We start from the raw sequence: 20,578 nt of genomic DNA, 5'->3' as shown, positions 1-20,578 counted from the left end.
GTGTCAGCCGTCGCCGGGTGACGGCGCCGAGGACGTCTCCTCCAGCACGCCTTCGGCGATCGCGTGCTTGATGCTGTCGGCGAGCTTCGGGCACGCCTTGCTACGCGCGGGCTCACCGCCCGATTCGCGGACCTCGGCGAAGTGGGCGCACCGCTGCGACGCATCGCTGTTCCACTGGACCGAGGTGTGCCCGGGTCCGAGCTTGCGGACGTCCACCGACACGTGGCAGTAGCGGCAGTCGATGGGCACCAGCCCGCTGGTCAGGTAGCGTTCGCGGTCCTGCTCCGTCGCCGCCCGCACAGCTGCCGCCCGCTCCGGATCGGAGGCGAAGCTCGGCGCCTTGCTCCAGCTGCTCGTGCTGCGCCCGCCGCTCGCCGGGTGATCGTCGTCGTCGTGCGCGCCGTAGAGCAGCAGCATCGACTCGGCCAACCGATCGGCGTCGGGTGCCTCGTCGCGCTCCGTCATCACGGCACCTGCGTGGGCTGCTCCGCCGTCTCCTGCTCGCGGCGCTTGAGGTTCTGTTCGACCTCGGTGTTCCAGTACTTGTTGGCCGCGGTGGTGTCGACCTCGATCTCGAAGCGGTCTGTCATCTCCGGGGTCACGTCCGCGACATCCACATAGAACTGCTGATACCACCGTCGCAGCTGATAGACGGCGCCGTCCTCCTCGACCAGCAGCGGGTTGTCGATGCGCGTCTTGTGCTTCCAGATCTCGACGTCCTGCAGGAAGCCCTTGCTGACGCCCTCGGTGAAGACCCGGGCCAGCTTGTCGGTGGTCTTCTCGTCAAGGCCCTTGGGCTTCTCGACGATGACGCCCCACTGCAGCACGAACGAGTCCTGCGTCACCGGATAGTGGCAATTGATCAGGATCGACTCGGCCTTGAAACCGCCATAGTTGTTGTGCAGCCAGTTGATCATGAACGACGGCCCGAAGTACGACGCCTCCGAATCCAGGTGCGCCTCACCGTAAGTGGTGCCCATGTCGTTGACGTCGGCCCGGCCCACGTTGTGCAGGTACTGCGAGGCGATGTGGCCCTCGAAGACGTTCTTGAAGTACGTCGGCAGCCCGAAGTGGATGTAGAAGAAGTGCGCCATGTCGGTGACGTTGTCGATGATCTCGCGGCAGTTCGCGCCCTCGATCAGGATCGAGTTCCACCGCCAGTCGGTCCACTCGTCGCTGGCGTACTCCGGGATGTCGGGGATGCGCACCTCGGGCGGCGGCGGGTTGTTCTCGTGGTCGTGCCACACGAACAGCAGGCCGGCGCGCACATCCGTGGTCCAGGCCCGGGTGCGAGCAAGCCGCGGCGTCCGCTTGGCGTAGGGCACGAGCTTGCACTTGCCGTCGCCGCCCCACCGCCAGTCGTGGAACGGGCAGGCGACCTCGTCGCCCTTGATGGTGCCCTGCGACAGGTCACCGCCCATGTGCCGGCAGTAGCCGTCCAGGATCTTGATGTCGCCCTTCGAGTCGGCGAAGACGACCAGCTTGGTGCCGAACGCCTCGACGCTGTGAGGCTCGCCGTCGAGGTAGCTGGTCACCGGCCCGAGGCAGTGCCAACCGCGGGCGTAGCGGTCGGGCAGCGTCCCGGTGTCGATCTCGCGAATGCCGGCGGCTTCCGTGGGCACGACGCACCTCCATCTAGTGCTCTCCAATTAGAACACGTTACAGTTTTACCGTCAGGCTGCGCAATCGAGCCGCGGCGCCGCAGGTATATGTGAGCAATGCCGCTGTACAGCTTCGAGGGGAGTACCCCGACCGTTCATCCCGAAGCCTTCATCGCCCCGACCGCGGTGCTGGTCGGCGACGTGACGGTCGAGGCCGAGGCGTCGGTGTGGTTCGGCGCGGTGCTGCGGGCCGACTACAGCCCGATCGTCGTGCGCGCGGGCGCGAACGTGCAGGACAACTCCGTGGTGCACGCCTCGCCGGGCACACCCACCGACATCGGTCCGGGCGCGACCGTGGCGCACTCGTGCGTCGTACACGGGACCGTGATCGGCGCGGGCACGCTCGTCGGCAATCACTGCACCACGCTCGACGGCGCGGTGATCGGCGCCCGCAGCCTGATCGCCGCCGGCGCGGTGGTGCTCGGCGGCATGCAGATTCCCGACGAGGTGCTGGTCGTCGGCGCCCCGGCAAAGGTCAAGGGACCGATCGCCGGCACCCATGCCGCCGACTGGGTGCGCACCAATGCGCCGGAGTACGAGGACTTGGCGCGCCGCTACCGCGCCGGGCTGTCCGAGGCCTGACGGCTAGGAGACCGGCTTGGCTGTCGCTGCCGCGCGGTCGAGCTCCCAGTACGCGCGCAGCGCGACGAGCTTGCCCTCGTCGTTGACGCGGTAGGTGAACACGCCCTCGCACGTCACCTGCAGGCCGCTGGTGACGATCGAGATGTGCCCGGTGTTTGCTTCCTCGTTGCCGCAGCGGAAGGAGTCGGTGAAGTGGAACGTCATCTCGTTGGGACCGATGGCCATGTCCCAGAACTTGGCGATCGCCTCCTTACCGCGGTGGCCCTTTCCCTCGGGGTCGAAGTGCGACGGCCCGATGGGGTCCTCGACCACGGCGTCGTCGGCGAAGTTGTCGAGCCATGCCTGCTTGTCGTGCGCCATGGCCGCCTCGCGGGAGCGGCGGCCGGCCGCCGTGGCCGGATGTTCGCTCATGCCGGCTTGTCCGCGCCGACGACCCACATCGAGTAGTACTGCGATCCGCCGCCGTAGGCGTGGCCGAGTGCCTTGCGAGCGCCCTCGACCTGGTGCGCGCCGGCCTTGCTCATCACCTGGATGGCGGCCTCGGCGAACCGGATCAGGCCCGACGCGCCGATCGGGTTCGACGACAGCACCCCGCCCGACGGGTTGAGCGGGATGCGTCCACCGATCGCCGTCTCGCCGGCCTCGGTGAGCTTCCAGCCCTCACCTTCGGGGGCGAACCCCAGGTTCTCCAGCCACATCGGCTCGAACCACGAGAACGGCACGTAGATCTCGGCGACGTCGATCTCGTCGATCGGGCTGGTGATGCCGGCGGCCTGCCACAGCGCCTTGGCGGCGTCACGGCCGGCCTGCGGGTTCACCTGGTCGCGGCCGGAGTAGGCCAGCGGCTCGGTGCGCAGCGCCGTGGCGTGGATCCAGGCGACGGGACGGCCCTCGGCGACGTGGGCGTCCGCGGTCTCTTCGTCGCCGATCACCAGCGCGCACGCGCCGTCCGACGACGGGCACGTCTCGTCGAAGCGGATCGGGTCCCACAGCATCTGCGAGCTCAGCACCTTCTCCAGGGTGATGTCGCTCTGCTGCAGGTGCGCGAGCGGGTTCTTCGCGCCGTTCTGCCGGTCCTTCACCGCCACCATGGCGCCGATGTGCGTCGGCGCGCCCGAGCGGCGGATGTAGGCACGCACGTGCGGGGCGAAGTACCCGCCCGCACCGGCGCCGACCGGCTTGGTGAACGGCACCGGAATGCTCAACGCCCACATGGCATTCGACTCCGACTGCTTCTCCCACGCCATCGCCAGCACGCGGCGGTACTTCCCGGATTGCACCAGGCTCGCCGCCACCACGCCGGTTGAGCCGCCCACCGAGCCGGCGGTGTGCACGCGGATCAGCGGCTTGTTCGTCGCACCCACCGCGTCGGCCAGGAACAGCTCCGGCATCATGACGCCCTCGAAGAAGTCGGGCGCCTTGCCGACCACCACGGCGTCGATGTCATCGAGCGTCATCCCGCTGTCGTCGAGCGCGCGGTCGATCGACTCGCGGACCAGGCCGCCCATCGACACGTCCTGACGCTTGGCGACGTACTTGGTCTGGCCGGTGCCGAGAACCGCTGCTTTGCGTCCAGCCATGGTTATTTCCCTTCCAGCACGGCGACCAGATTCTGCTGCAGCGCAGGCCCGCTCGTGGCGTGGGCGAGCACCCGCTGTGCCGATCCGTCGAAGATGTGCCGGGCCGCGAAACCGATGCGCTCCAGCCCCGCGACGAACATCGGATTGGCGGCCAGCGCCCCGCCCGACGGGTTGACCGCCGTCCCGTCGCCCAGCCCGATCGCCTCTTTGAGGATGAGCTGCTGATGGGTGAACGGCGCGTACAGCTCGGCGACGTCGATGGAGCCGGTGTCGCCGCCGGTGGCGCCCTGCGCCGAGGCCGCCGTCGACGGCGACGTCGTCAGATCGCGCGCGCCGAGGACCGGTGTTTCGATGCGGTGCTCGAAACCGGTGATCCACGCCGGCCGTTCACGGAGCTCACGCGCTCGATCGCCGGCCGCGAGCACGATCGCGGCGGCACCGTCGCTGATCGGTGCGATGTCGTGGCGACGCAGCGGTTCGGCGAAGTACGGCCGGCTCAGCAGCTCGTCGATGTCGGCGGCCGGCGGCTCGGAGTCGGTGCGCTCGGCGACGGCGAACGCGTCGAGCGCCACCTGTGCCATGTCCTCGGCGGTCCACTTCCCGGCGTCCAGGCCGGCGCGCGCCTGCAGGCCCGCCATCGACACCGAATCCGGCCACAGCGGCGCGACCGTGTACGGGTCGGTCTGCAGGGCGAGCACGCGGCGCAGGATGCCCGCGCTCGACTTGCCGAACCCGTAGACCAGCGCGGTGTCGACCTCGCCGGTCAGCAGCTTGATGTAGGCCTCGTACAGCGCCCACGCGGCGTCCATCTCGACGTGCGACTCGTTGATCGGTGGCACGGCCCCGATCGAGTCGATTGCGGAGATGAACGAGAACGCGCGTCCGGCAAGATAATCGGAGGATCCGGAACACCAGAAGCCGATGTCGCGCTGCGCGATGCCGAGCTCGTCGTAGAGCGCCGCGAAGCACGGCATGAGCATCTCGACGCCGTTGGTGGTGCCTTCGGTGCGGCGCACATGCGGTGCATGCGCGAACCCGACCACCGCTACGTTGCGATCAGTCACTGTGCCAGGCCTTTACAGGTGGTGCTTGTAGGTGTCGTAGTCGGCGTCCGGTTCACCGCTCGGCCGGAAATGCGAGATGTTGTCGATACCGAGGCCCCACTCCTCGCGGGGCCGCCACACCGCCTCGACCCGCATGCCCATCCGCACCTCGGTGGCGTCGATCTCGGTGACCAGGTGCAGGAACGGGATGTCGGCGCCGTCGAGCAGCACGTACGCCGCGACGTAGGGCGGCTTGATGCGCTGGCCCGCGAACGGGATGTTGATGATCGCGAAGGTCGTGACGGTGCCCTTGTCGGACAGCTCGACGAACTCGTCGAGCGGCAGACCCGTGGCCGGATCCGCTTCGCGCGCCGGGAAATACACCTTGCCGGGCTTGCCGTCGCGGCCCTTTGCCGATCGCGCGCCGAGCAGTCTGCCTTCCTGCAGCGCCCGCAGGTAGGCGCTCTCGGGCAGCGAGGCGGTGTGCTGGATCTCGATGGCCGTCGGGATGACCACGATCTTGACCGGGTCGCGCTCGTCGGTGGTGTGCTCGACGGCTTCCTCGGCCTCGCCGATGGTGAAGTAGGCGATGTCGGTGATGGCGCCGACCGGCTCGTCGACCCAGTGCGCCGTGACCCGCGCGCCGGTGCTGATGGCGTCGGGCCCGTCGGCGGCGACGGCGTGCAGCAGCGCCGTGTCCGCGCCGTCGAGCGTGATGAGCGCCCACGCGAACGGCCGGTCCAGCGGCTGACCCTCGAGCGGCTCCGACTGCCAGGTCCACGACTGGACGGTTCCGACGGCGCTCACCGGTACGATCTCGCTCAACCGCGCGCAGGTCACGGGGTCGAACTCGGCCGGCGGCACCAGCACGCGGCCGTCCGATCCGCGGACCCCGACGATGCGCTTGCCGCGCAACGCGGTGAAGAACTGGCTCAGCAGTGGCCCGACCGAACGGGTGTAGTCGAATGACAGTCGGAGGGGGGCCGAAAGCGGTGGCTCATGCGCATCGAGCAGGCCCGGGCTGTCTTGGCTGACGCTCACGCATCAGAGTAGAACAGGTTCTAAGAATCGTGGCAAGGAACGTGATGAGGCGATCTGGATGAAGCTCGGACTGCAGCTCGGCTACTGGGGCGCGCACCCCCCGGAGAACCATGCAGAACTCGTCGCGGCGGCCGAGGAGGCGGATTTCGACACCGTCTTCACCGCCGAGGCGTGGGGTTCGGACGCCTACACCCCGCTGGCCTGGTGGGGCCGCGAGACCAGCCGAATGCGGTTGGGCACGTCGGTGATCCAGCTGTCGGCCCGCACGCCGACCGCGTGCGCCATGGCCGCGCTGACGCTCGACCACCTGTCCGGCGGCCGGCACATCCTGGGCCTGGGTGTGTCCGGGCCGCAGGTCGTCGAAGGCTGGTACGGGCAGCGGTTCCCGAAGCCGCTGGCGCGCACCCGCGAATACATCGACATCCTGCGGCAGGTGTGGGCCCGTGAGGCGCCGGTGACCAGCGCCGGCCCGCACTACCCGCTGCCGCTCACCGGTGAGGGCACCACCGGCCTGGGCAAGCCGCTGAAGCCGATCACCCATCCGCGGCGCGCCGACATCCCGGTGATGCTGGGCGCGGAGGGCCCGAAGAACGTCGCGCTCGCGGCCGAGATCTGCGACGGCTGGCTGCCGATCTTCTATTCCCCGCGCATTGCGGGCATGTACAACGAGTGGCTCGACGAGGGTTTCGCGCGCCCCGGCGCCCGGCGCACCCGCGAGACCTTCGAGATCTGCGCGACGGCGCAGGTGATCGTCACCGACGACCGGGCCGCGGTCATGGAGCTGATGAAGCCGCACCTGGCGCTCTACATGGGCGGCATGGGTGCCGAGGACACCAACTTCCACGCCGACGTGTACCGGCGGATGGGCTACGCCGAGGTGGTCGACGACGTGACCAGGCTCTTCCGCTCCGGGCGCAAGGACGAGGCGGCGACGGTGATCCCCGACGAGCTCGTCGACGATTCGGCCATCGTCGGCGACCTGGGGTACGTGCAGCAGCAGATCAAGGCCTGGGAGGCCGCGGGCGTGACGATGATGGTGGTCGGTGCACGTTCTGCCGAGCAGATCCGGGATCTCGCCGGGCTCGTCTGAACGGTCTTGCCACGAACTAGAACACGTTCTAGGTTGGGCGCGTGACGTCGACCACACCCGCTCAGCACACGATTGCCGGCACGGTGCTGACGATGCCGGTCCGGATCCGCCACGCCGACTGCCACGTCGCGATGTTCTCGGTGTCCGCGCCGGCCGCGCAGCAGCTCATCGACTACAGCGGCCTGCGGGTGTGCGAGTACCTGCCGGGCAAGGCCGTCGTCATGCTCATGCTCGTCCGCTACCACGACGGCGACCTGGGCAGATATAACGAGTTCGGCACCGCGGTGATGGTGAACCCCGCCGGGGCGAACGCCCGCGGACCGGCCGCGCTGCGCAACGCCGCCGCCTTCATCCACCACCTGCCCGTCGACCAGTCCTTCACGCTCGAGGCCGGCCGCACCATCTGGGGCTTCCCGAAGATCATGGCCGACTTCACGGTGCGCGAGGGTTCCTCGTTCGGCTTCGAGGTCGCCAAAGACGGGAAGCTCATCGCGGGTGTCGACTTCGCAAGCGGGGTGCCGCTGCCGTCGGCGCTCACCTCGAAGCCCCAGACCCTGCGGACCTACAGCTGCCTCGACGGCGTCACCCGCGAGATCCCCTGGGAGATGCGAAATTCCGGCATGCGGGTGCGGGTCGGCGGGGCGCGGCTGCGGCTGGGTGACCACCCGTACGCCGCGGACCTGGCGTCCCTCGGTCTCCCCAAACGAGCGATGGCGTCGCAGTCCTCCGCTCGCGTCCAAATGACCTTCGGTGACGCCCATGTCGTCACGCCCTGAGTCCGGGAGAGCCATGACCACCACGATTCCCGACGTCGACCTGGCGGACGGCAACTTCTACGCCGACGGGGCCGCCGCGCGCGAGGCGTACCGCTGGATGCGGGCGAACCAACCGGTGTTCCGCGACCGCAACGGGCTGGCCGCCGCCACCACCTACCAGGCTGTGATCGACGCCGAGCGCAACCCGGAGCTGTTCAGCTCGACCGGTGGCATTCGCCCGGATCAGCCCGGCATGCCCTACATGATCGACATGGACGATCCGGCGCACCTGTTGCGGCGCAAGCTCGTCAACGCCGGGTTCACCCGCAAGCGGGTGATGGACAAGGTGCCGTCGATCGAGCGGCTCTGTGACACGCTGATCGACGCGGTGATCGAGCGCGGCGAGTGCGACTTCGTGCGCGACATCGCCGCGCCGCTGCCCATGGCCGTCATCGGCGACATGCTCGGCGTGCTGCCCGAGGAGCGCGGCATGCTGCTGCAGTGGTCCGACGACCTGGTCTGCGGGCTGAGCTCGACCGTCGACGAGGCGACGATCCAGAAGCTGATGGACACCTTTGCCGCCTACACCGCCTTCACCATGGACGTCATCGGCAAGCGGCGGGCCGAGCCCACCGACGACCTGTTCTCCGTGCTGGTGAATTCCGAGGTCGAGGGCTCCCGGATGACCGATGACGAGATCGTCTTCGAGACGCTGCTGATCCTCATCGGCGGCGACGAGACCACCCGCCACACGCTGTCGGGCGGCACCGCGCAGTTGCTGCGCCATCGCGATCAGTGGGAGCGCGTGGTGGCGGACGCGGAGCTCTTGCCCGGCGCCATCGAGGAGATGCTGCGCTGGACGTCGCCGGTGAAGAACATGTGCCGCACGTTGACCGCCGACACCGAATTCCACGGCGCCCAGCTGAGATCCGGCGAGAAGATCATGCTGATGTTCGAGTCGGCGAACTTCGACGAGTCGGTCTTCGGTGACCCCGAGAGCTTCCGGATCGACCGGAATCCGAACAGCCACGTGGCCTTCGGATTCGGCACCCACTTCTGCCTGGGCAACCAGCTCGCCCGCCTCGAGCTGCGGCTCATGCTGACAAAGGTGTTGCAGCGCATGCCGGATCTGCGGCTCGCCGACGACGCCGTGCTTCCGCTGCGGGCCGCCAACTTCGTATCCGGGCTCGAGGCCATGCCCGTCGTCTTCACGCCGGGCAAGCCGGTGGTGTAGCGCCGTTTCGTCACGACCGTCGGAGCCCGTCGACATACTGCCGGGCATGGGGGAACCGTTTCTGGGCAGCGAGGCGTTGGCGACGGGTCGGCTGACCAGGCACCGACTGCGCACGACTGCGACACCAATCTATCCCGACGTCTACGTCCTCGGGTCCGAGCCGTTGACCGCGAAAGCGCGGGCGAGGGCCGCGTGGGTGTGGTCGCGACGGCGGGCGGTGGTAGCAGGTAGTTCCGCGGCTGCCTTGCACGGTGCCAAGTGGATCGGCGGGAAGCAGCCGGCCGAACTGCTGTACTACCGCCGCTGCCCGCCCGGCGGCATTGTGACGTGGCAGGACCGCGTCGCCGACGACGAGGTCATGCTCATCGACGGCGTGCGCGTCACCACACCCAGCCGGACGGCGGTCGACATCGCCTGCCGCTATCCCTTCGCTCGCGCGGTGGCCGTCCTCGACGCGCTTGCCCGCGCGACGCGCCTCGACGTTCGTGAGGTCGAGGCACTGCTCGAGCGGTACCCAGGCCGACGAGGTATCCGGCGAGCCCGCAAGGCGTTGGCGGCCATGAACCGTGGAGCCGAGTCACCCCGGGAGACCTGGCTGCGACTGCTGCTGGCACGGCATGGGTTCCCGCCCGTCGAAACCCAGATCACGGTCCGCGGCGTGTATGGCGAAGTGGTCGCCGTGCTCGACATGGGCTGGAAGCAGCTCAAGGTGGCCATCGAGTACGACGGCGACCACCACCGGACCGATACATACCAGTTCAACCGGGACATCCGGCGGATGGAAGAGCTCACCGCGCTCGGCTGGATCGTCATTCGCGTGACATCAGAAGACGGTGAGGGCAGCATCGTGAGCCGCGTTCACCGGGCACTGGCGCGTCGAGCGTCAACTGGTGGCGGTCTGACGGCGTGAATCCCGCCATGAGGTGACGCTCGGCGACAGGACGAACACTCAGCGCATCTTGAACTGCGGCGGGCGCTTCTCCTTGAACGCCCGTGGGCCTTCCTTCGCGTCGTCGCTGAGGAACACCTCGATGCCGATCTTCGTGTCGATCTTGAACGCATCGTTTTCGTGCAGGCCCTCGGTCTCGCGGATCGACCGCAGGATGGCCTGCACCGCGAGCGGGCCGTTGTTGTTGATGACCTCGGCGATCTCGAGGGCTTTGTCGAGCGCCGAGCCGTCGGGCACCACGTAGCCGATCAACCCGTAGTCCAGCGCCTCGGCGGCGGTGATGTGACGGCCGGTGAGCAGCAGGTCGCACGCGATGGTGTACGGGATCTGCCGGACGAGCCGCACGGCCGACCCGCCCATCGGATACAGGCTCCACTTGGCCTCCGAGATGCCGAATTTCGCGCTCTCGCCGGCGACGCGGATGTCGGTGCCCTGCAGGATCTCGGTGCCGCCGGCGATGGCCGGGCCTTCGACCGCGGCGATCAGCGGCTTGGTCAACCGGCGCCCCTTGAGCAGGCCGTCGATGCGCGACGGGTCGTAGCTGCCGTCCTTGAACGAGTCGCCCGGCGGCTTGGCGGTTGCTGCCTTGAGATCCATGCCGGCGCAGAAGTAGCCGCCGGCCCCGGTCAGGATGCAGGAGCGGATCTCCGGATCGTTGTCCACGCGGTCCCACGCCTCGACCATGATCTGCAGCATCTCGGTGGAGAGCGCGTTGCGGGCCGCGGGCCGGTTCAGCGTCAGGATGAGCGTGTGTCCGCGCTGCTCGATGAGGGCGTCGGGGGTGTCGTCGGACTCGCTCACGGAACAGGCCTCCCAGCGTCGGTGCCACGGACTTGTCTCGAAATGTAACACGTTCTAGTTTGGTGCCGTGGCCCTCAACATCGCCGACCTCGCCGAGCACGCCATCGACGCCGTGCCTGACCGCGTCGCCCTGATCTGCGGCGACGAACAGCTGACCTACGCCCAGCTGGAGGAGAAGGCCAACCGGCTGGCGCACTTCCTGCTCGACCGAGGGGTGCGAAAGGACGACAAGGTCGGCCTGTACTCCCGGAACCGCATCGAGATCGTCATCGCGATGGTGGCCGTGGTGAAGGCCGGCGCCATCGGCGTCAACGTGAACTTCCGCTACGTCGAGGGTGAGCTGAAGTACCTGTTCGACAACTCGGACATGGTGGCGCTGATCCACGAGCGGCAGTACAGCCCGCGGGTCGCCAATGTGCTGCCCGACGTGCCGTCGCTGCAGACGGTGGTCGTGGTCGAAGACGGCAGCAGCGAGGACTTCTCCAGCTACGGCGGCGTGGCATTCGACGCTGCGTTGGAGCAGGGCTCGCCCGAGCGGGACTTCGGTCCGCGCAGCGCGGACGACATCTATCTGCTCTACACCGGCGGCACGACGGGCTTCCCGAAGGGCGTCATGTGGCGTCACGAGGACATCTACCGAGTGTTGTTCGGCGGCACCGACTTTGCGACGGGCGAGCCGATCGCCGACGAGTACGGCCTGGCCAAGCAGGCGGCCGAGAACGCACCGATGATCCGGTACCCCATTCCGCCGATGATCCACGGCGCCACCCAGAGCGCCACCTGGATGGCGTTGTTCGGCGGGCAGACGGTGGTGTTGGCGCCCGAATTCGATCCGGACGAGGTGTGGCGCACCTGCGAGCGGCACAAGGTGAACCTGTTGTTCTTCACCGGCGACGCGATGGCCCGCCCGTTGCTCGACGCGCTCGAAGCCAACGGCGCCCGGTATGACCTGTCGAACCTGTTCCTGCTCGCCAGTACGGCGGCGCTGTTCTCGCCGGCGCTGAAGGACCAGCTGCTGGAGCTGCTGCCCGACCGCATCATCACCGACTCCATCGGCTCCTCGGAGACCGGCTTCGGCGGGTCGAGCGTCGTCGCGAAGGGCCAGACGCACACCGGCGGCCCGCGCGTCACGATCGACAGGAACGTCGTGGTGATCGACGACGACGGCAACGAGGTCCAGCCCGGCAGCGGGGTGCGCGGCATGATCGCCAAGCGCGGGCACATCCCGCTGGGCTACTACAAGGACGAGAAGAAGACGGCCGAGACGTTCCGCACCATCAACGGCGTCCGCTACGCGATCCCCGGCGACTACGCGACAGTCGAGGCCGACGGCAGCGTCACGATGCTGGGCCGCGGCTCGCAGTCGATCAATTCCGGCGGCGAGAAGATCTACCCCGAAGAGGTCGAGGGCGCGCTCAAGGGTCACCCGGACGTATTCGACGCGCTGGTGGTCGGTGTGCCCGACGAGCGGTACGGGCAATGCGTCGCCGCCGTGGTGCAGCGGCGCGAAGGCGCGACGCCGTCGTTCGCCGATCTCGACGCGTTCGTCCGCAACGAGATCGCGGGATACAAGGTGCCGCGCAAGATCTGGTGGACCGACACCATCCAGCGCACGCCCGCCGGCAAGCCCGACTACCGGTGGGCCAAGGAACAGACCGAGTCGCGGCCGGCCGACGAGGTGGACGCCAAGCACGTCCAGGGAGCGAGCAAGTGATGCGTACCGAGCTGTGTGACCGCTTCGGCATCGAGTACCCGATCTTCGCCTTCACGCCGTCGGAGAAGGTCGCCGCCGCCGTGAGCAAGGCCGGCGGGCTCGGCGTCCTGGGCTGCGTGCGCTTCAACGCCGCCGACGACCTCGAAGACGTCCTGCAGTGGATGGACGAGAACACCGAAGGCAAGCCGTACGGCGTCGACATCGTCATGCCCGCGAAGGTCCCCACCGAGGGCAGCGCCGTCGACATCGACAAGCTCATCCCGCAGACGCATCGCGAGTTCGTCGACAAGACGCTCGCCGACCTCGGTGTGCCGCCGCTGCCCGAGGACGAACAGAAGTCCGAGGGCGTGCTCGGCTGGCTGCACTCCGTCGCGCGTTCGCACGTCGAGGTGGCGCTCAAGCACCCGATCAAGCTCATCGCCAACGCGCTCGGCTCGCCGCCGAAGGACGTCATCGACCAGGCGCACGCGGCCGGCGTGCCCGTCGCGGCGTTGGCCGGCAGCGCGAAACACGCACTGCGCCATGCGGACAACGGCGTCGACATCGTCGTCGCCCAGGGCCATGAGGCCGGCGGCCACACCGGCGAGATCGCCTCGATGGTGCTCATCCCCGAAGTCGTCGACGCCCTGGCGGGCCGCGCACCCGTACTCGCCGCCGGCGGGATCGGCACCGGCCGCCAGGTGGCAGCCGCGCTCGCGCTCGGCGCGCAGGGCGTGTGGATGGGTTCGGCGTGGCTGACCGCCGCCGAGTACGACCTCGGCGTGCGACGCGAGTCGGGTGTCTCGGTGATCCAGGAGGCGCTGCTTGGCGCGACGTCCGCGGACACCGTGCGGCGCCGGATCTACACCGGCAAACCGGCCCGGCTGCTCAAGACCCGCTGGACCGACGCGTGGGATGCTCCCGACGCTCCGGAGCCGCTGCCGATGCCACTGCAGAACATCCTGGTCAGCGAGGCGCATCAACGGATGAACGAGTCGACCGATCCGACGACGGTGGCCATGCCGGTCGGCCAGATCGTCGGCCGGATGAACGAGATCCGCCCCGTCGCCGACATCATCGCCGAACTGGTCGACGGGTTCGAGACGGCGCGCCGCCACCTCGACAGGATCGCGGGCGCCTGACCGAGCTAGCGCGACAGCGCGTACACCGGGTCGGCGCAATCGCGGCCCTCGGCGGCGAGCTGACGCTTGAGCACCTTGAACGTGACGGTGCGGGGAAGCGTGGTGCCCACCCGCACGGCCGTCGGCCACTGCTTGGGCCCCAGATCGGGCTGCTCCGAGAGGAATTCGCAGAACGCGTCGGGGTCGAACACCGCGCCGTCACGAAGCACGAGGGCGGCCATCACCTGATCGCCGACGCCGTCGGGGGCGGGGATGCCGTACACCGCGGCCTCGGCCACGTCGGGATGACGCAGCAGCACCCGCTCGATCGGCGCGGTGCCCAGGTTCTCGCCGTCGACCCGCATCCAATCACCGAGGCGCCCGGCGAAATACGCGTAGCCGGCCTCGTCGCGGTAGGCGAGGTCACCGCTGTGATAGATCCCGCCGGCCAGCCGCTGCGCCTCGGCGTCGGGGTCCTGGTAGTAGCCCGCGAACTGCCCGGGACCGGTGGTGTTGACCAGTTCGCCGACCACACCGGGCGGGCACGGCTCGCCGGTGTCGACGTCGACGATGTCGATTCCGTCGCCGAGCGGTCCGAGCGCGCCGTCGGGGGTATCCGGCGTGCGGGCGATCGAGACGCCGCCCTCGGTGGAGCCGAACCCGTCGACCACCGTGACGCCGAACCGCTTCGCGAACCGGTCGAGGTCGCGGGGCGCACCTTCGTTGCCGTACAACACCTTCAGCGGATTGTCAGCGTCGTCGGGCCGCTGCGGCGTGGCGAGGATGTAGGACAGCGGCTTGCCGACGTAATTGGCATACGTGGCGTGATAGCGCCGCACGTCGGGCAAGAACTGCGACGCCGAGAACTTGCGCCGCAGCGCCAGCGACGCGCCGGCCGCGACGCCCGGCGACCAGCCCGCCATGATCGCGTTCGAGTGGAACAGCGGCATCGAGAGATAGCAGGTGTCGGCCGGGCCGAGCCCGAACCTAGCTGCGAGCATGCGGCCGGGCACCGCCACCTTGGCGTGCGTGCAGCGCACCGCTTTCGGATCGCCGCTGGTCCCGGAGGTGAAGATCAGCATGAACAGGTCGGCCGGATCGGGATCGTCGAAGCGCACCGGCGCGCCTGCGTACGAGCGGACCTCGTCGGCCCACGCCGGGCTCGTGACGTCGACGGCGCCGTCGAGCAGGTCCGTCGTGTCGGTGAGCACCAGCTGGCAGTCGGCGTGGGCGGCGTCTCGGCGCAGCGCCGCACCGCGACGGGTCGGGTTGAGGCCGACCGGCACGATCCCCGTCATTGCGGCGGCCAGCAGGACGGTGTTGAAGAACGGCGTATTGCCCAGCAGCACACCGACATGCGGGGGCGCATCGGGGTCGAGGCGCGCGTGCAGCGCCGCGGCCAGGTCCGCGCCGGCCTGCACGCAGGCTCGCCAGCTGGTGAAGGTGCCCTCGAAGTGGACCCCGCGGTCGTCCACCTCGGCCAGTGGCCGCACCAGCTCGGTGACGGTCGGAACGCGCTCCATCGCCGTCAGCGGCCGTCAGGCGGGTGTCTCGGCCAGCTCCCGGCCGATCTGCAGCAGTGGGCGCACCGCGCCGCCGACGGCGAACTCGGTCTGCTTCGCGGCCAGGAAGTAACGGTGGATCGGGTGGTCGGTGTCGATGCCGACGCCACCGTGCACGTGAACGGCGGTGTGCGCGACACGGTGCCCGGCGTCGGCCGCCCAAAAGGCGGCGGTGGCCACCTCGGTGTCGGCGGGCAGGTCCTCCGACACCCGCCAAGCGGCCTGTAGCAGCGACAACCGCAGGCCCTGGATGTCGATGTAGCCGTCGGCCAACCGCTGCGACACCGCCTGGAAGCTGCCGATGGGCCGGTCGAATTGCTCGCGCTCGCGGGCGTATCCGGCGGTCAGCTGCAGTGCCTGCTGCAGCACCCCGAGCTGGAACGCCGCGTGGCCGAGCGCCTTCCGGCTCGCCAGCCAGTCCGCCACCGCGCGGTCGCCCACGAGCCGGCCGGCGGGCAGCCGCACGTCGCGCAGCTCGAGCAGCCCGACGCAGCCCATGCCGGTGGTGGGCTGCGGTGACACGATCACGCCGGGGTCGGCGGCGCTCACCACAAACACCGAGGTGCCGCCGTCGAGCTCGGCCGGCACCAAGAACGCATCGGCCAGCGGCGCGAACGCCACCTGCGTGCGGGTGCCCGTCAGCCGATGGTCGTCGCCGGTGGGAGTGGCCCGCACCGGAGGCTCACCGAGTTCACCGTCGAGCGCCACCGTGAGGATGTGTTCACCGCCGACGGCGGGAACCGCCCACTGCCGGCGCAACTCCTCGGCACCGAAGTGGGCCAGCGCGCCGGCAGCGAGCACGACCGATTCCAGGTACGGCACGGCGGCCAACTGCCGACCGAGTTCGGTGAGCACTGCGGTCTGCTCGAGCACACCGAAACCGCCCCCGCCCACCGACTCCGGCGAGGCGGTGGACAGGATGTCGGCGTCGACGAGCTTGTCCCACAGCGTGCGGTCGAACCGCTGGTCGGCCTCGTCGAGGCGCCGCTGGTGTTCGGGCGTGCAGACGGCGCCGACAATGGTGCCGACCAGTCCGGCGAGGTCGGCGGCGGCTTCGGTGGTGCTGAAATCCATTGCTGCTCCTATCGATTCGCCCGGGGCAGGCCGAGCGCCACCATGCCGATGATGTCGCGCTGCACCTCGTTGGTGCCGCCGCCGAAGGTGAGGATGAGCGCCGAGCGGTGCATGCGCTCGACGCGGCCGCGCAGCAGCGCGCCGGGGGCGTCCTGCCGCAACGTCGCCGCCGGGCCGAGGACCTCCATGAGCAGGCGGTAGGCCTCGGTGGCCAGCTCCGTGCCGAACACCTTGGCTGCCGAGGCGTCAGCCGGTGACGGTGCGGCGGCGTCCGACGACGCGAGCTCCCAGTTGATGAGCTTGAGGTACTCGGCCTTGGCGTGCACCCGTGCGAGGTTGAGCTGCACCCACTCGTGGTCGATCAGCCGGACGCCGCGCGCGTCCTTGGTGTGCTGCGCCCATTCGCGAACCTGGTTGAGCGCGAGGAAGAGCGGCATCGCGGACACCAGCGCGACCCGCTCGTGGTTGAGCTGGTTGGTGACGAGCTTCCAGCCGGCGTTCTCCTCGCCGACCCGATTCGACACCGGCACGCGCACGTCGGAGTAGTAGGTGGCGCTGGTGTCGACGCCGGCCATCGTGTGTACGGGCGTCCACGAGAAACCCTCGGCCGTCGTCGGCACGATGAGCATCGAGATGCCGCGGTGCTTCTTCGCCTCGGGGTTGGTGCGCACCGCCAGCCACACGTAGTCGGCGTAGGCGATGAGCGACGTCCACATCTTCTGCCCGTTGACGACGTAGTCGTCGCCGTCGCGCACCGCGGTGGTCCGCAGGGCGGCCAGGTCGGTGCCGGCGCCGGGTTCGGAGTAGCCGATCGAGAAGTGCAGGTCGCCCGACGCGATGCGGGGCAGGAAGAACGCCTTCTGCTCGTCGCTGCCGAACGCCATGATGGTCGGCGCGACGCTGTTGATGGTGAGGAAGGGAACCGGGATGCCGGCGATCGCCGCCTCGTCGGTGAAGATCAGCTGGTCCATCGTCGAACGGGCCTGGCCGCCGTACTCCGTCGGCCAGCCGAGTGCGAGCCAGCCGTCACGGCCCATCTGAGCGACAGTGTCGCGGTAGACGGTGCCTCGGCCCATCTCGCCGGAGGACGAGTTGAGTGCTTCCATCCGCTCGGGAGTGGCCAGCTGGGCGAAGTACGACCGCAGCTCGCGGCGCAGCTCCTCCTGCTCGGGCGTGTAACTGATCCGCATCGAAATCGTCCTTCGGGTCGGGCCGCTGGGCGGATGGCCATCCGGTTGTAACACGTTCTAGTCTTAGGGTCCAGGTCGGCCGATCGGGGCCGGTGGCGCAATGTCGTCCAGCGAGCGCAGGGAGGTTGTCATGCGGGTGGAAGTAGACCGGGACCGTTGCGAAGGCAACGCGGTGTGTGTAGGTATCGCCCCGGATCTGTTCGATCTCGACGACGACGACTACGCGGTCACGAAGGTCGACGAGGTGCCCGCCGACTTGGAGCGGCTGGCCGAACAATCCATCAACGAATGCCCCCGCGCGGCGCTGATCCGCAGAGACTAGAGGTAGTAGTTCACGTGACGACGTACGACAGCTCGACTGACCTCTCCGGCAAGGTCGCCGTGGTCACCGGCGCCGCCGCCGGACTGGGCCGCGCCGAGGCCATCGGCCTCGCCCGCTCCGGCGCCAGCGTGGTGGTCAACGACATCGCTAAGGCGCTCGAGGGCTCCGATGTCGTCGACGAGATCGCGGCCGCCGGCGGCAAGGCCGTGGCGGTGGCCGGTGACGTCAGCGAACGCGCCACCGCCGACGAGATGGTGGCCGCGGCCGAAGCGCTCGGCGGCCTGCACGTCGTCGTCAACAACGCCGGCATCACCCGCGACCGGATGCTGTTCAACCTGTCCGACGAGGAGTGGGACGCCGTCATCGCCGTGCACCTGCGCGGCCACTTCCTGCTCACCCGCAACGCCGCCGCCTACTGGCGCGCGAAGGCGAAGGAGAGCGACAGCGGCACGGTCTACGGCCGGCTGATCAACACCTCGTCCGAGGCCGGCATCTCGGGTCCGGCCGGACAGGCCAACTACGGCGCCGCGAAGGCCGGCATCACCAACTTGACGCTGTCCGCGGCGCGCGCGCTCGAGCGGTACGGCGTGCGCGCCAACGCCATCGCGCCGCGGGCCCGGACGTCCATGACGGCGGGTGTGTTCGGTGAGGCGCCGGAACTGGCCGACGGCGAGATCGACGGCCTGTCGCCGGAGCACGTCGTGACCCTGGTGCGGTTCCTCGCCTCGCCCGCCGCCGCGAAGGTCAACGGCCAGCTGTTCATCGTCTACGGGCCGACGGTGTCGCTGATGGCCGCGCCGGTGATCGCCGAGCAGTTCACCGCCGACGGCAACGCGTGGGACATCGACGCGCTCGCCGCGTCGATGGGATCCTTCTTCGCCGACCGGGATCCGCGGCTCGGCTTTTCGGCGAGCGCCATCGTCGAGGGGTCGCACGTCCCGGCCGACCGGGGGTAGCAGGACGGCGACGCCTGGCATCCGTCGGCGGCAACTAGAACGTGTTCTCACCGCGGGCGCACCCGGCCGCGTCTGACCTGGACAAACAGGAGCCAAATGTCTCATCTTGCGGGCTTTGACACGGCGAACGTGTTCTAGTTAGTATGATCCGGCTCACACGCGGCAACAGCCGACATCAGCACCGATCGCGTCGATCACCACTCCCGAGACCTGCCGGCGGGGGGCCGGCCGAACGGCCGGGGCGGGTCCAAGAAGGGGAACCAGCTTGAAGGAACAGCTCGCGGTCCCGGCGCGGGCCGTGGGCGGCTTCTTCGAGATGACCCTCGACACCTTCCGGAAGATCTTCCAGCGGCCGTTCCAATTCCGTGAGTTCCTCGAGCAGACGTGGATGATCGCCCGGGTCTCGCTGATCCCGACGCTGCTGGTGGCCATTCCGTTCACCGTGCTGGTGGCCTTCACGCTCAACATCCTGCTGCGCGAGATCGGCGCCGCCGACCTCTCCGGCGCGGGCACCGCGTTCGGCACCATCACCCAGCTCGGGCCGGTCGTGACGGTGCTGGTGGTCGCCGGGGCGGGCGCCACCGCCATCTGCGCCGACCTGGGCGCGCGCACCATCCGCGAGGAGATCGACGCAATGCGGGTGCTCGGCATCGACCCGATCCAGCGGCTCGTGGTGCCGCGGGTGCTGGCGTCGACCTTCGTCGCGCTGCTGCTCAACGGGCTGGTGTGCGCCATCGGCCTCACCGGCGGCTACGTGTTCTCGGTGTTCCTCCAGGGGGTCAACCCCGGCTCGTTCATCAACGGCCTCACGGTGCTGACCGGGCTGGGCGAGCTGCTGCTCGCCGAGATCAAGGCGCTGCTGTTCGGCGTGGTCGCTGGGCTCGTCGGCTGTTACCGGGGCTTGACGGTGCAGGGCGGCCCCAAGGGCGTCGGCGTCGCCGTGAACGAGACGGTCGTCTACGCGTTCATCTGCCTGTTCGTGATCAACGTGATCATGACGGCGGTCGGCGTGCGGGTGCTGTCCCGATGATGCGCGTGACCGATCGGCCGACGAGCCCGAGGAACGGACGGCCATGAGTTACGACACGACGCTGCGGCTGCGCCGCTTCTTCTCGGGGCTGCCGCGGGGCATCGACAGCTTCGGTGAGCAGGCGCTGTTCTACGGCGAGTCGATGCGCTACGTCCCCAAGGCGGTCACCCGCTACCGCAAGGAGACCGTCCGGCTCATCGCCGAGATGACCCTGGGTGCGGGCGCGCTGGTGATGATCGGCGGCACCGTCGGCGTCGCTGCCTTCCTCACGCTGGCCTCCGGCGGCGTCATCGCCGTGCAGGGCTACTCGTCACTGGGCGACATCGGTATCGAGGCGCTCACCGGCTTCCTGTCGGCGTTCCTCAACGTGCGCATCGTCGCGCCCGTGATCGCCGGCATCGCGCTCGCCGCCACCATCGGCGCCGGCGCCACCGCGCAGCTCGGCGCGATGCGGGTCGCCGAGGAGATCGACGCGGTCGAGTCGATGGCGGTGCACTCGGTGTCCTACCTGGTGTCCACCCGGCTGATCGCCGGCCTCATCGCGATCGTTCCGCTGTACTCGCTCTCGGTGCTCGCGGCGTTCTTCGCGGCGCGCTTCACGACGGTGTTCATCAACGGTCAGTCCGCCGGCCTGTACGACCACTACTTCAACACGTTCCTCATCCCGACCGACCTGCTGTGGTCATTCCTGCAGGCCATCGTCATGTCGATCGCGGTGATGCTGGTGCATACCTACTACGGCTACAACGCCTCCGGCGGCCCGGTAGGGGTGGGCATCGCCGTGGGCAAGGCGGTGCGGACGTCGCTCATCGTCGTCGTCGTGATCACTTTGTTCATCAGCCTCGCCGTGTACGGCGCGTCCGGTAACTTCAACCTCTCCGGTTAGCGAGGAGA

Annotated in this window: 21 protein-coding genes; 11 read left to right on the top strand and 10 right to left on the bottom strand. The window is 69.0% G+C overall.

What is annotated here, in order from left to right; all coding sequences use genetic code 11:
* Positions 1 to 3: 3 nt before the first annotated feature.
* Positions 4 to 465, bottom strand: coding sequence for a hypothetical protein (locus LV457_RS03565; RefSeq protein ID WP_232169034.1), 462 nt, complete (start codon positions 463 to 465; stop codon positions 4 to 6).
* The gene (locus LV457_RS03560) at positions 465 to 1,622 is read right to left on the bottom strand and encodes a Rieske 2Fe-2S domain-containing protein (RefSeq protein ID WP_232169033.1); all 1,158 of its coding nucleotides are present in this window, start codon (positions 1,620 to 1,622) and stop codon (positions 465 to 467) included. The genes LV457_RS03565 and LV457_RS03560 overlap by 1 nt, the downstream gene beginning before the upstream one ends.
* Positions 1,623 to 1,718: 96 nt before the next feature.
* Here LV457_RS03560 and LV457_RS03555 point away from each other — a divergent pair, with 96 nt between their 5' ends.
* Positions 1,719 to 2,243, top strand: coding sequence for a gamma carbonic anhydrase family protein (locus LV457_RS03555; protein ID WP_232169031.1), 525 nt, complete (start codon positions 1,719 to 1,721; stop codon positions 2,241 to 2,243).
* A gap of 3 nt (positions 2,244 to 2,246) precedes the next feature.
* On the opposite strand, the gene LV457_RS03550 is transcribed toward LV457_RS03555, so the two are convergent.
* The 4 genes from LV457_RS03550 to LV457_RS03535 are packed head-to-tail and all read right to left on the bottom strand — an operon-like array spanning position 2,247 to position 5,907.
* Positions 2,247 to 2,654 (bottom strand): nuclear transport factor 2 family protein, encoded by a 408-nt coding sequence (locus LV457_RS03550; RefSeq protein WP_232169029.1) that lies wholly within the window; start codon positions 2,652 to 2,654, stop codon positions 2,247 to 2,249.
* A complete protein-coding gene (locus LV457_RS03545) occupies positions 2,651 to 3,823 on the bottom strand; it encodes a thiolase domain-containing protein (RefSeq protein WP_232169028.1) in 1,173 nt (390 codons plus the stop codon). The genes LV457_RS03550 and LV457_RS03545 overlap by 4 nt, the downstream gene beginning before the upstream one ends.
* A gap of 2 nt (positions 3,824 to 3,825) precedes the next feature.
* On the bottom strand, positions 3,826 to 4,887 hold the full coding sequence (locus LV457_RS03540; RefSeq protein WP_232169027.1) for a thiolase domain-containing protein: 1,062 nt from the start codon (positions 4,885 to 4,887) through the stop codon (positions 3,826 to 3,828).
* A 12-nt stretch (positions 4,888 to 4,899) separates the two neighbouring features.
* Positions 4,900 to 5,907 (bottom strand): Zn-ribbon domain-containing OB-fold protein, encoded by a 1,008-nt coding sequence (locus LV457_RS03535; protein WP_232169026.1) that lies wholly within the window; start codon positions 5,905 to 5,907, stop codon positions 4,900 to 4,902.
* A 58-nt stretch (positions 5,908 to 5,965) separates the two neighbouring features.
* Here LV457_RS03535 and LV457_RS03530 point away from each other — a divergent pair, with 58 nt between their 5' ends.
* The 4 genes from LV457_RS03530 to LV457_RS03515 all read left to right on the top strand — a co-directional run bounded on the left by LV457_RS03530 (position 5,966) and on the right by LV457_RS03515 (position 9,896).
* Entirely contained in the window at positions 5,966 to 6,997 is a 1,032-nt protein-coding gene (locus LV457_RS03530) for an LLM class F420-dependent oxidoreductase (RefSeq protein WP_232169025.1), read from the top strand.
* Positions 6,998 to 7,089: 92 nt separating this feature from the next.
* Positions 7,090 to 7,773, top strand: a complete 684-nt coding sequence (locus LV457_RS03525) for an acetoacetate decarboxylase family protein (protein WP_232169231.1) — start codon at positions 7,090 to 7,092, stop codon at positions 7,771 to 7,773.
* A 13-nt stretch (positions 7,774 to 7,786) separates the two neighbouring features.
* Positions 7,787 to 8,986 (top strand): cytochrome P450, encoded by a 1,200-nt coding sequence (locus LV457_RS03520; protein WP_232169024.1) that lies wholly within the window; start codon positions 7,787 to 7,789, stop codon positions 8,984 to 8,986.
* 46 nt (positions 8,987 to 9,032) lie between these two features.
* A complete protein-coding gene (locus LV457_RS03515) occupies positions 9,033 to 9,896 on the top strand; it encodes a DUF559 domain-containing protein (protein ID WP_232169021.1) in 864 nt (287 codons plus the stop codon).
* A 39-nt stretch (positions 9,897 to 9,935) separates the two neighbouring features.
* Here LV457_RS03515 and LV457_RS03510 read toward each other — a convergent pair whose 3' ends face one another.
* Positions 9,936 to 10,736 (bottom strand): crotonase/enoyl-CoA hydratase family protein, encoded by an 801-nt coding sequence (locus tag LV457_RS03510; protein ID WP_232169020.1) that lies wholly within the window; start codon positions 10,734 to 10,736, stop codon positions 9,936 to 9,938.
* A 67-nt stretch (positions 10,737 to 10,803) separates the two neighbouring features.
* On the opposite strand from LV457_RS03510, the gene LV457_RS03505 reads away from it, so the two are divergent.
* Positions 10,804 to 12,450 carry an acyl-CoA synthetase gene (locus LV457_RS03505; RefSeq protein ID WP_232169019.1) on the top strand — a complete coding sequence of 549 codons (1,647 nt, stop codon included), beginning with the start codon at positions 10,804 to 10,806 and terminating at the stop codon, positions 12,448 to 12,450.
* Complete coding sequence (locus tag LV457_RS03500; protein ID WP_232169230.1) at positions 12,450 to 13,571, top strand: nitronate monooxygenase family protein; 1,122 nt, start codon at positions 12,450 to 12,452, stop codon at positions 13,569 to 13,571. Before LV457_RS03505 ends, LV457_RS03500 begins: the two co-directional genes overlap by 1 nt.
* Positions 13,572 to 13,576: 5 nt before the next feature.
* Here LV457_RS03500 and fadD17 read toward each other — a convergent pair whose 3' ends face one another.
* From fadD17 to LV457_RS03485, 3 genes are read right to left on the bottom strand one after another with little or no spacing between them, the layout of a single operon-like run.
* Positions 13,577 to 15,073 (bottom strand): long-chain-fatty-acid--CoA ligase FadD17, encoded by a 1,497-nt coding sequence (gene fadD17, locus LV457_RS03495; protein ID WP_232169018.1) that lies wholly within the window; start codon positions 15,071 to 15,073, stop codon positions 13,577 to 13,579.
* A gap of 15 nt (positions 15,074 to 15,088) precedes the next feature.
* Entirely contained in the window at positions 15,089 to 16,186 is a 1,098-nt protein-coding gene (locus LV457_RS03490) for an acyl-CoA dehydrogenase family protein (RefSeq protein WP_232169017.1), read from the bottom strand.
* 8 nt (positions 16,187 to 16,194) lie between these two features.
* Positions 16,195 to 17,376 (bottom strand): acyl-CoA dehydrogenase family protein, encoded by a 1,182-nt coding sequence (locus LV457_RS03485; RefSeq protein ID WP_232169014.1) that lies wholly within the window; start codon positions 17,374 to 17,376, stop codon positions 16,195 to 16,197.
* A gap of 130 nt (positions 17,377 to 17,506) precedes the next feature.
* Between LV457_RS03485 and LV457_RS03480 the strand changes: the two genes are divergently transcribed.
* The 4 genes from LV457_RS03480 (at position 17,507) to LV457_RS03465 (ending at position 20,570) form a co-directional block, all read left to right on the top strand.
* Positions 17,507 to 17,698 carry a ferredoxin gene (locus LV457_RS03480; protein WP_232169013.1) on the top strand — a complete coding sequence of 64 codons (192 nt, stop codon included), beginning with the start codon at positions 17,507 to 17,509 and terminating at the stop codon, positions 17,696 to 17,698.
* A gap of 14 nt (positions 17,699 to 17,712) precedes the next feature.
* On the top strand, positions 17,713 to 18,654 hold the full coding sequence (locus LV457_RS03475; protein ID WP_232169012.1) for a 3-oxoacyl-ACP reductase: 942 nt from the start codon (positions 17,713 to 17,715) through the stop codon (positions 18,652 to 18,654).
* A gap of 265 nt (positions 18,655 to 18,919) precedes the next feature.
* Positions 18,920 to 19,684: an ABC transporter permease gene (locus LV457_RS03470; protein WP_232169011.1), complete on the top strand. Its 765-nt coding sequence runs from the start codon at positions 18,920 to 18,922 to the stop codon at positions 19,682 to 19,684.
* A 43-nt stretch (positions 19,685 to 19,727) separates the two neighbouring features.
* The gene (locus LV457_RS03465; RefSeq protein WP_232169010.1) at positions 19,728 to 20,570 is read left to right on the top strand and encodes an ABC transporter permease; all 843 of its coding nucleotides are present in this window, start codon (positions 19,728 to 19,730) and stop codon (positions 20,568 to 20,570) included.
* Positions 20,571 to 20,578 lie beyond the last annotated feature (8 nt).

Origin of the sequence: Mycobacterium sp. MYCO198283, assembly GCF_021213805.1 — a bacterium.
Classification (GTDB): domain Bacteria; phylum Actinomycetota; class Actinomycetes; order Mycobacteriales; family Mycobacteriaceae; genus Mycobacterium.
The sequence above is the reverse complement of the archived record's forward strand: the minus strand, read 5'-3'. Positions and strand labels throughout refer to the sequence as shown.

Bases quoted from the DNA above. Each gene is read 5' to 3' on its own strand.
- LV457_RS03485 (WP_232169014.1), bottom strand. From the start codon at position 17,376: ATGCGGATCAGTTACACGCCCGAGCAGGAGGAGCTGCGCCGCGAGCTG.
- LV457_RS03545 (WP_232169028.1), bottom strand. From the start codon at position 3,823: ATGGCTGGACGCAAAGCAGCGGTTCTCGGCACCGGCCAGACCAAGTAC.
- LV457_RS03490 (WP_232169017.1), bottom strand. From the start codon at position 16,186: ATGGATTTCAGCACCACCGAAGCCGCCGCCGACCTCGCCGGACTGGTC.
- LV457_RS03550 (WP_232169029.1), bottom strand. From the start codon at position 2,654: ATGAGCGAACATCCGGCCACGGCGGCCGGCCGCCGCTCCCGCGAGGCG.
- LV457_RS03480 (WP_232169013.1), top strand. From the start codon at position 17,507: ATGCGGGTGGAAGTAGACCGGGACCGTTGCGAAGGCAACGCGGTGTGT.
- LV457_RS03520 (WP_232169024.1), top strand. From the start codon at position 7,787: ATGACCACCACGATTCCCGACGTCGACCTGGCGGACGGCAACTTCTAC.
- LV457_RS03530 (WP_232169025.1), top strand. From the start codon at position 5,966: ATGAAGCTCGGACTGCAGCTCGGCTACTGGGGCGCGCACCCCCCGGAG.
- LV457_RS03465 (WP_232169010.1), top strand. From the start codon at position 19,728: ATGAGTTACGACACGACGCTGCGGCTGCGCCGCTTCTTCTCGGGGCTG.
- fadD17 (WP_232169018.1), bottom strand. From the start codon at position 15,073: ATGGAGCGCGTTCCGACCGTCACCGAGCTGGTGCGGCCACTGGCCGAG.
- LV457_RS03565 (WP_232169034.1), bottom strand. From the start codon at position 465: ATGACGGAGCGCGACGAGGCACCCGACGCCGATCGGTTGGCCGAGTCG.
- LV457_RS03515 (WP_232169021.1), top strand. From the start codon at position 9,033: ATGGGGGAACCGTTTCTGGGCAGCGAGGCGTTGGCGACGGGTCGGCTG.
- LV457_RS03555 (WP_232169031.1), top strand. From the start codon at position 1,719: ATGCCGCTGTACAGCTTCGAGGGGAGTACCCCGACCGTTCATCCCGAA.
- LV457_RS03500 (WP_232169230.1), top strand. From the start codon at position 12,450: ATGCGTACCGAGCTGTGTGACCGCTTCGGCATCGAGTACCCGATCTTC.
- LV457_RS03525 (WP_232169231.1), top strand. From the start codon at position 7,090: ATGCCGGTCCGGATCCGCCACGCCGACTGCCACGTCGCGATGTTCTCG.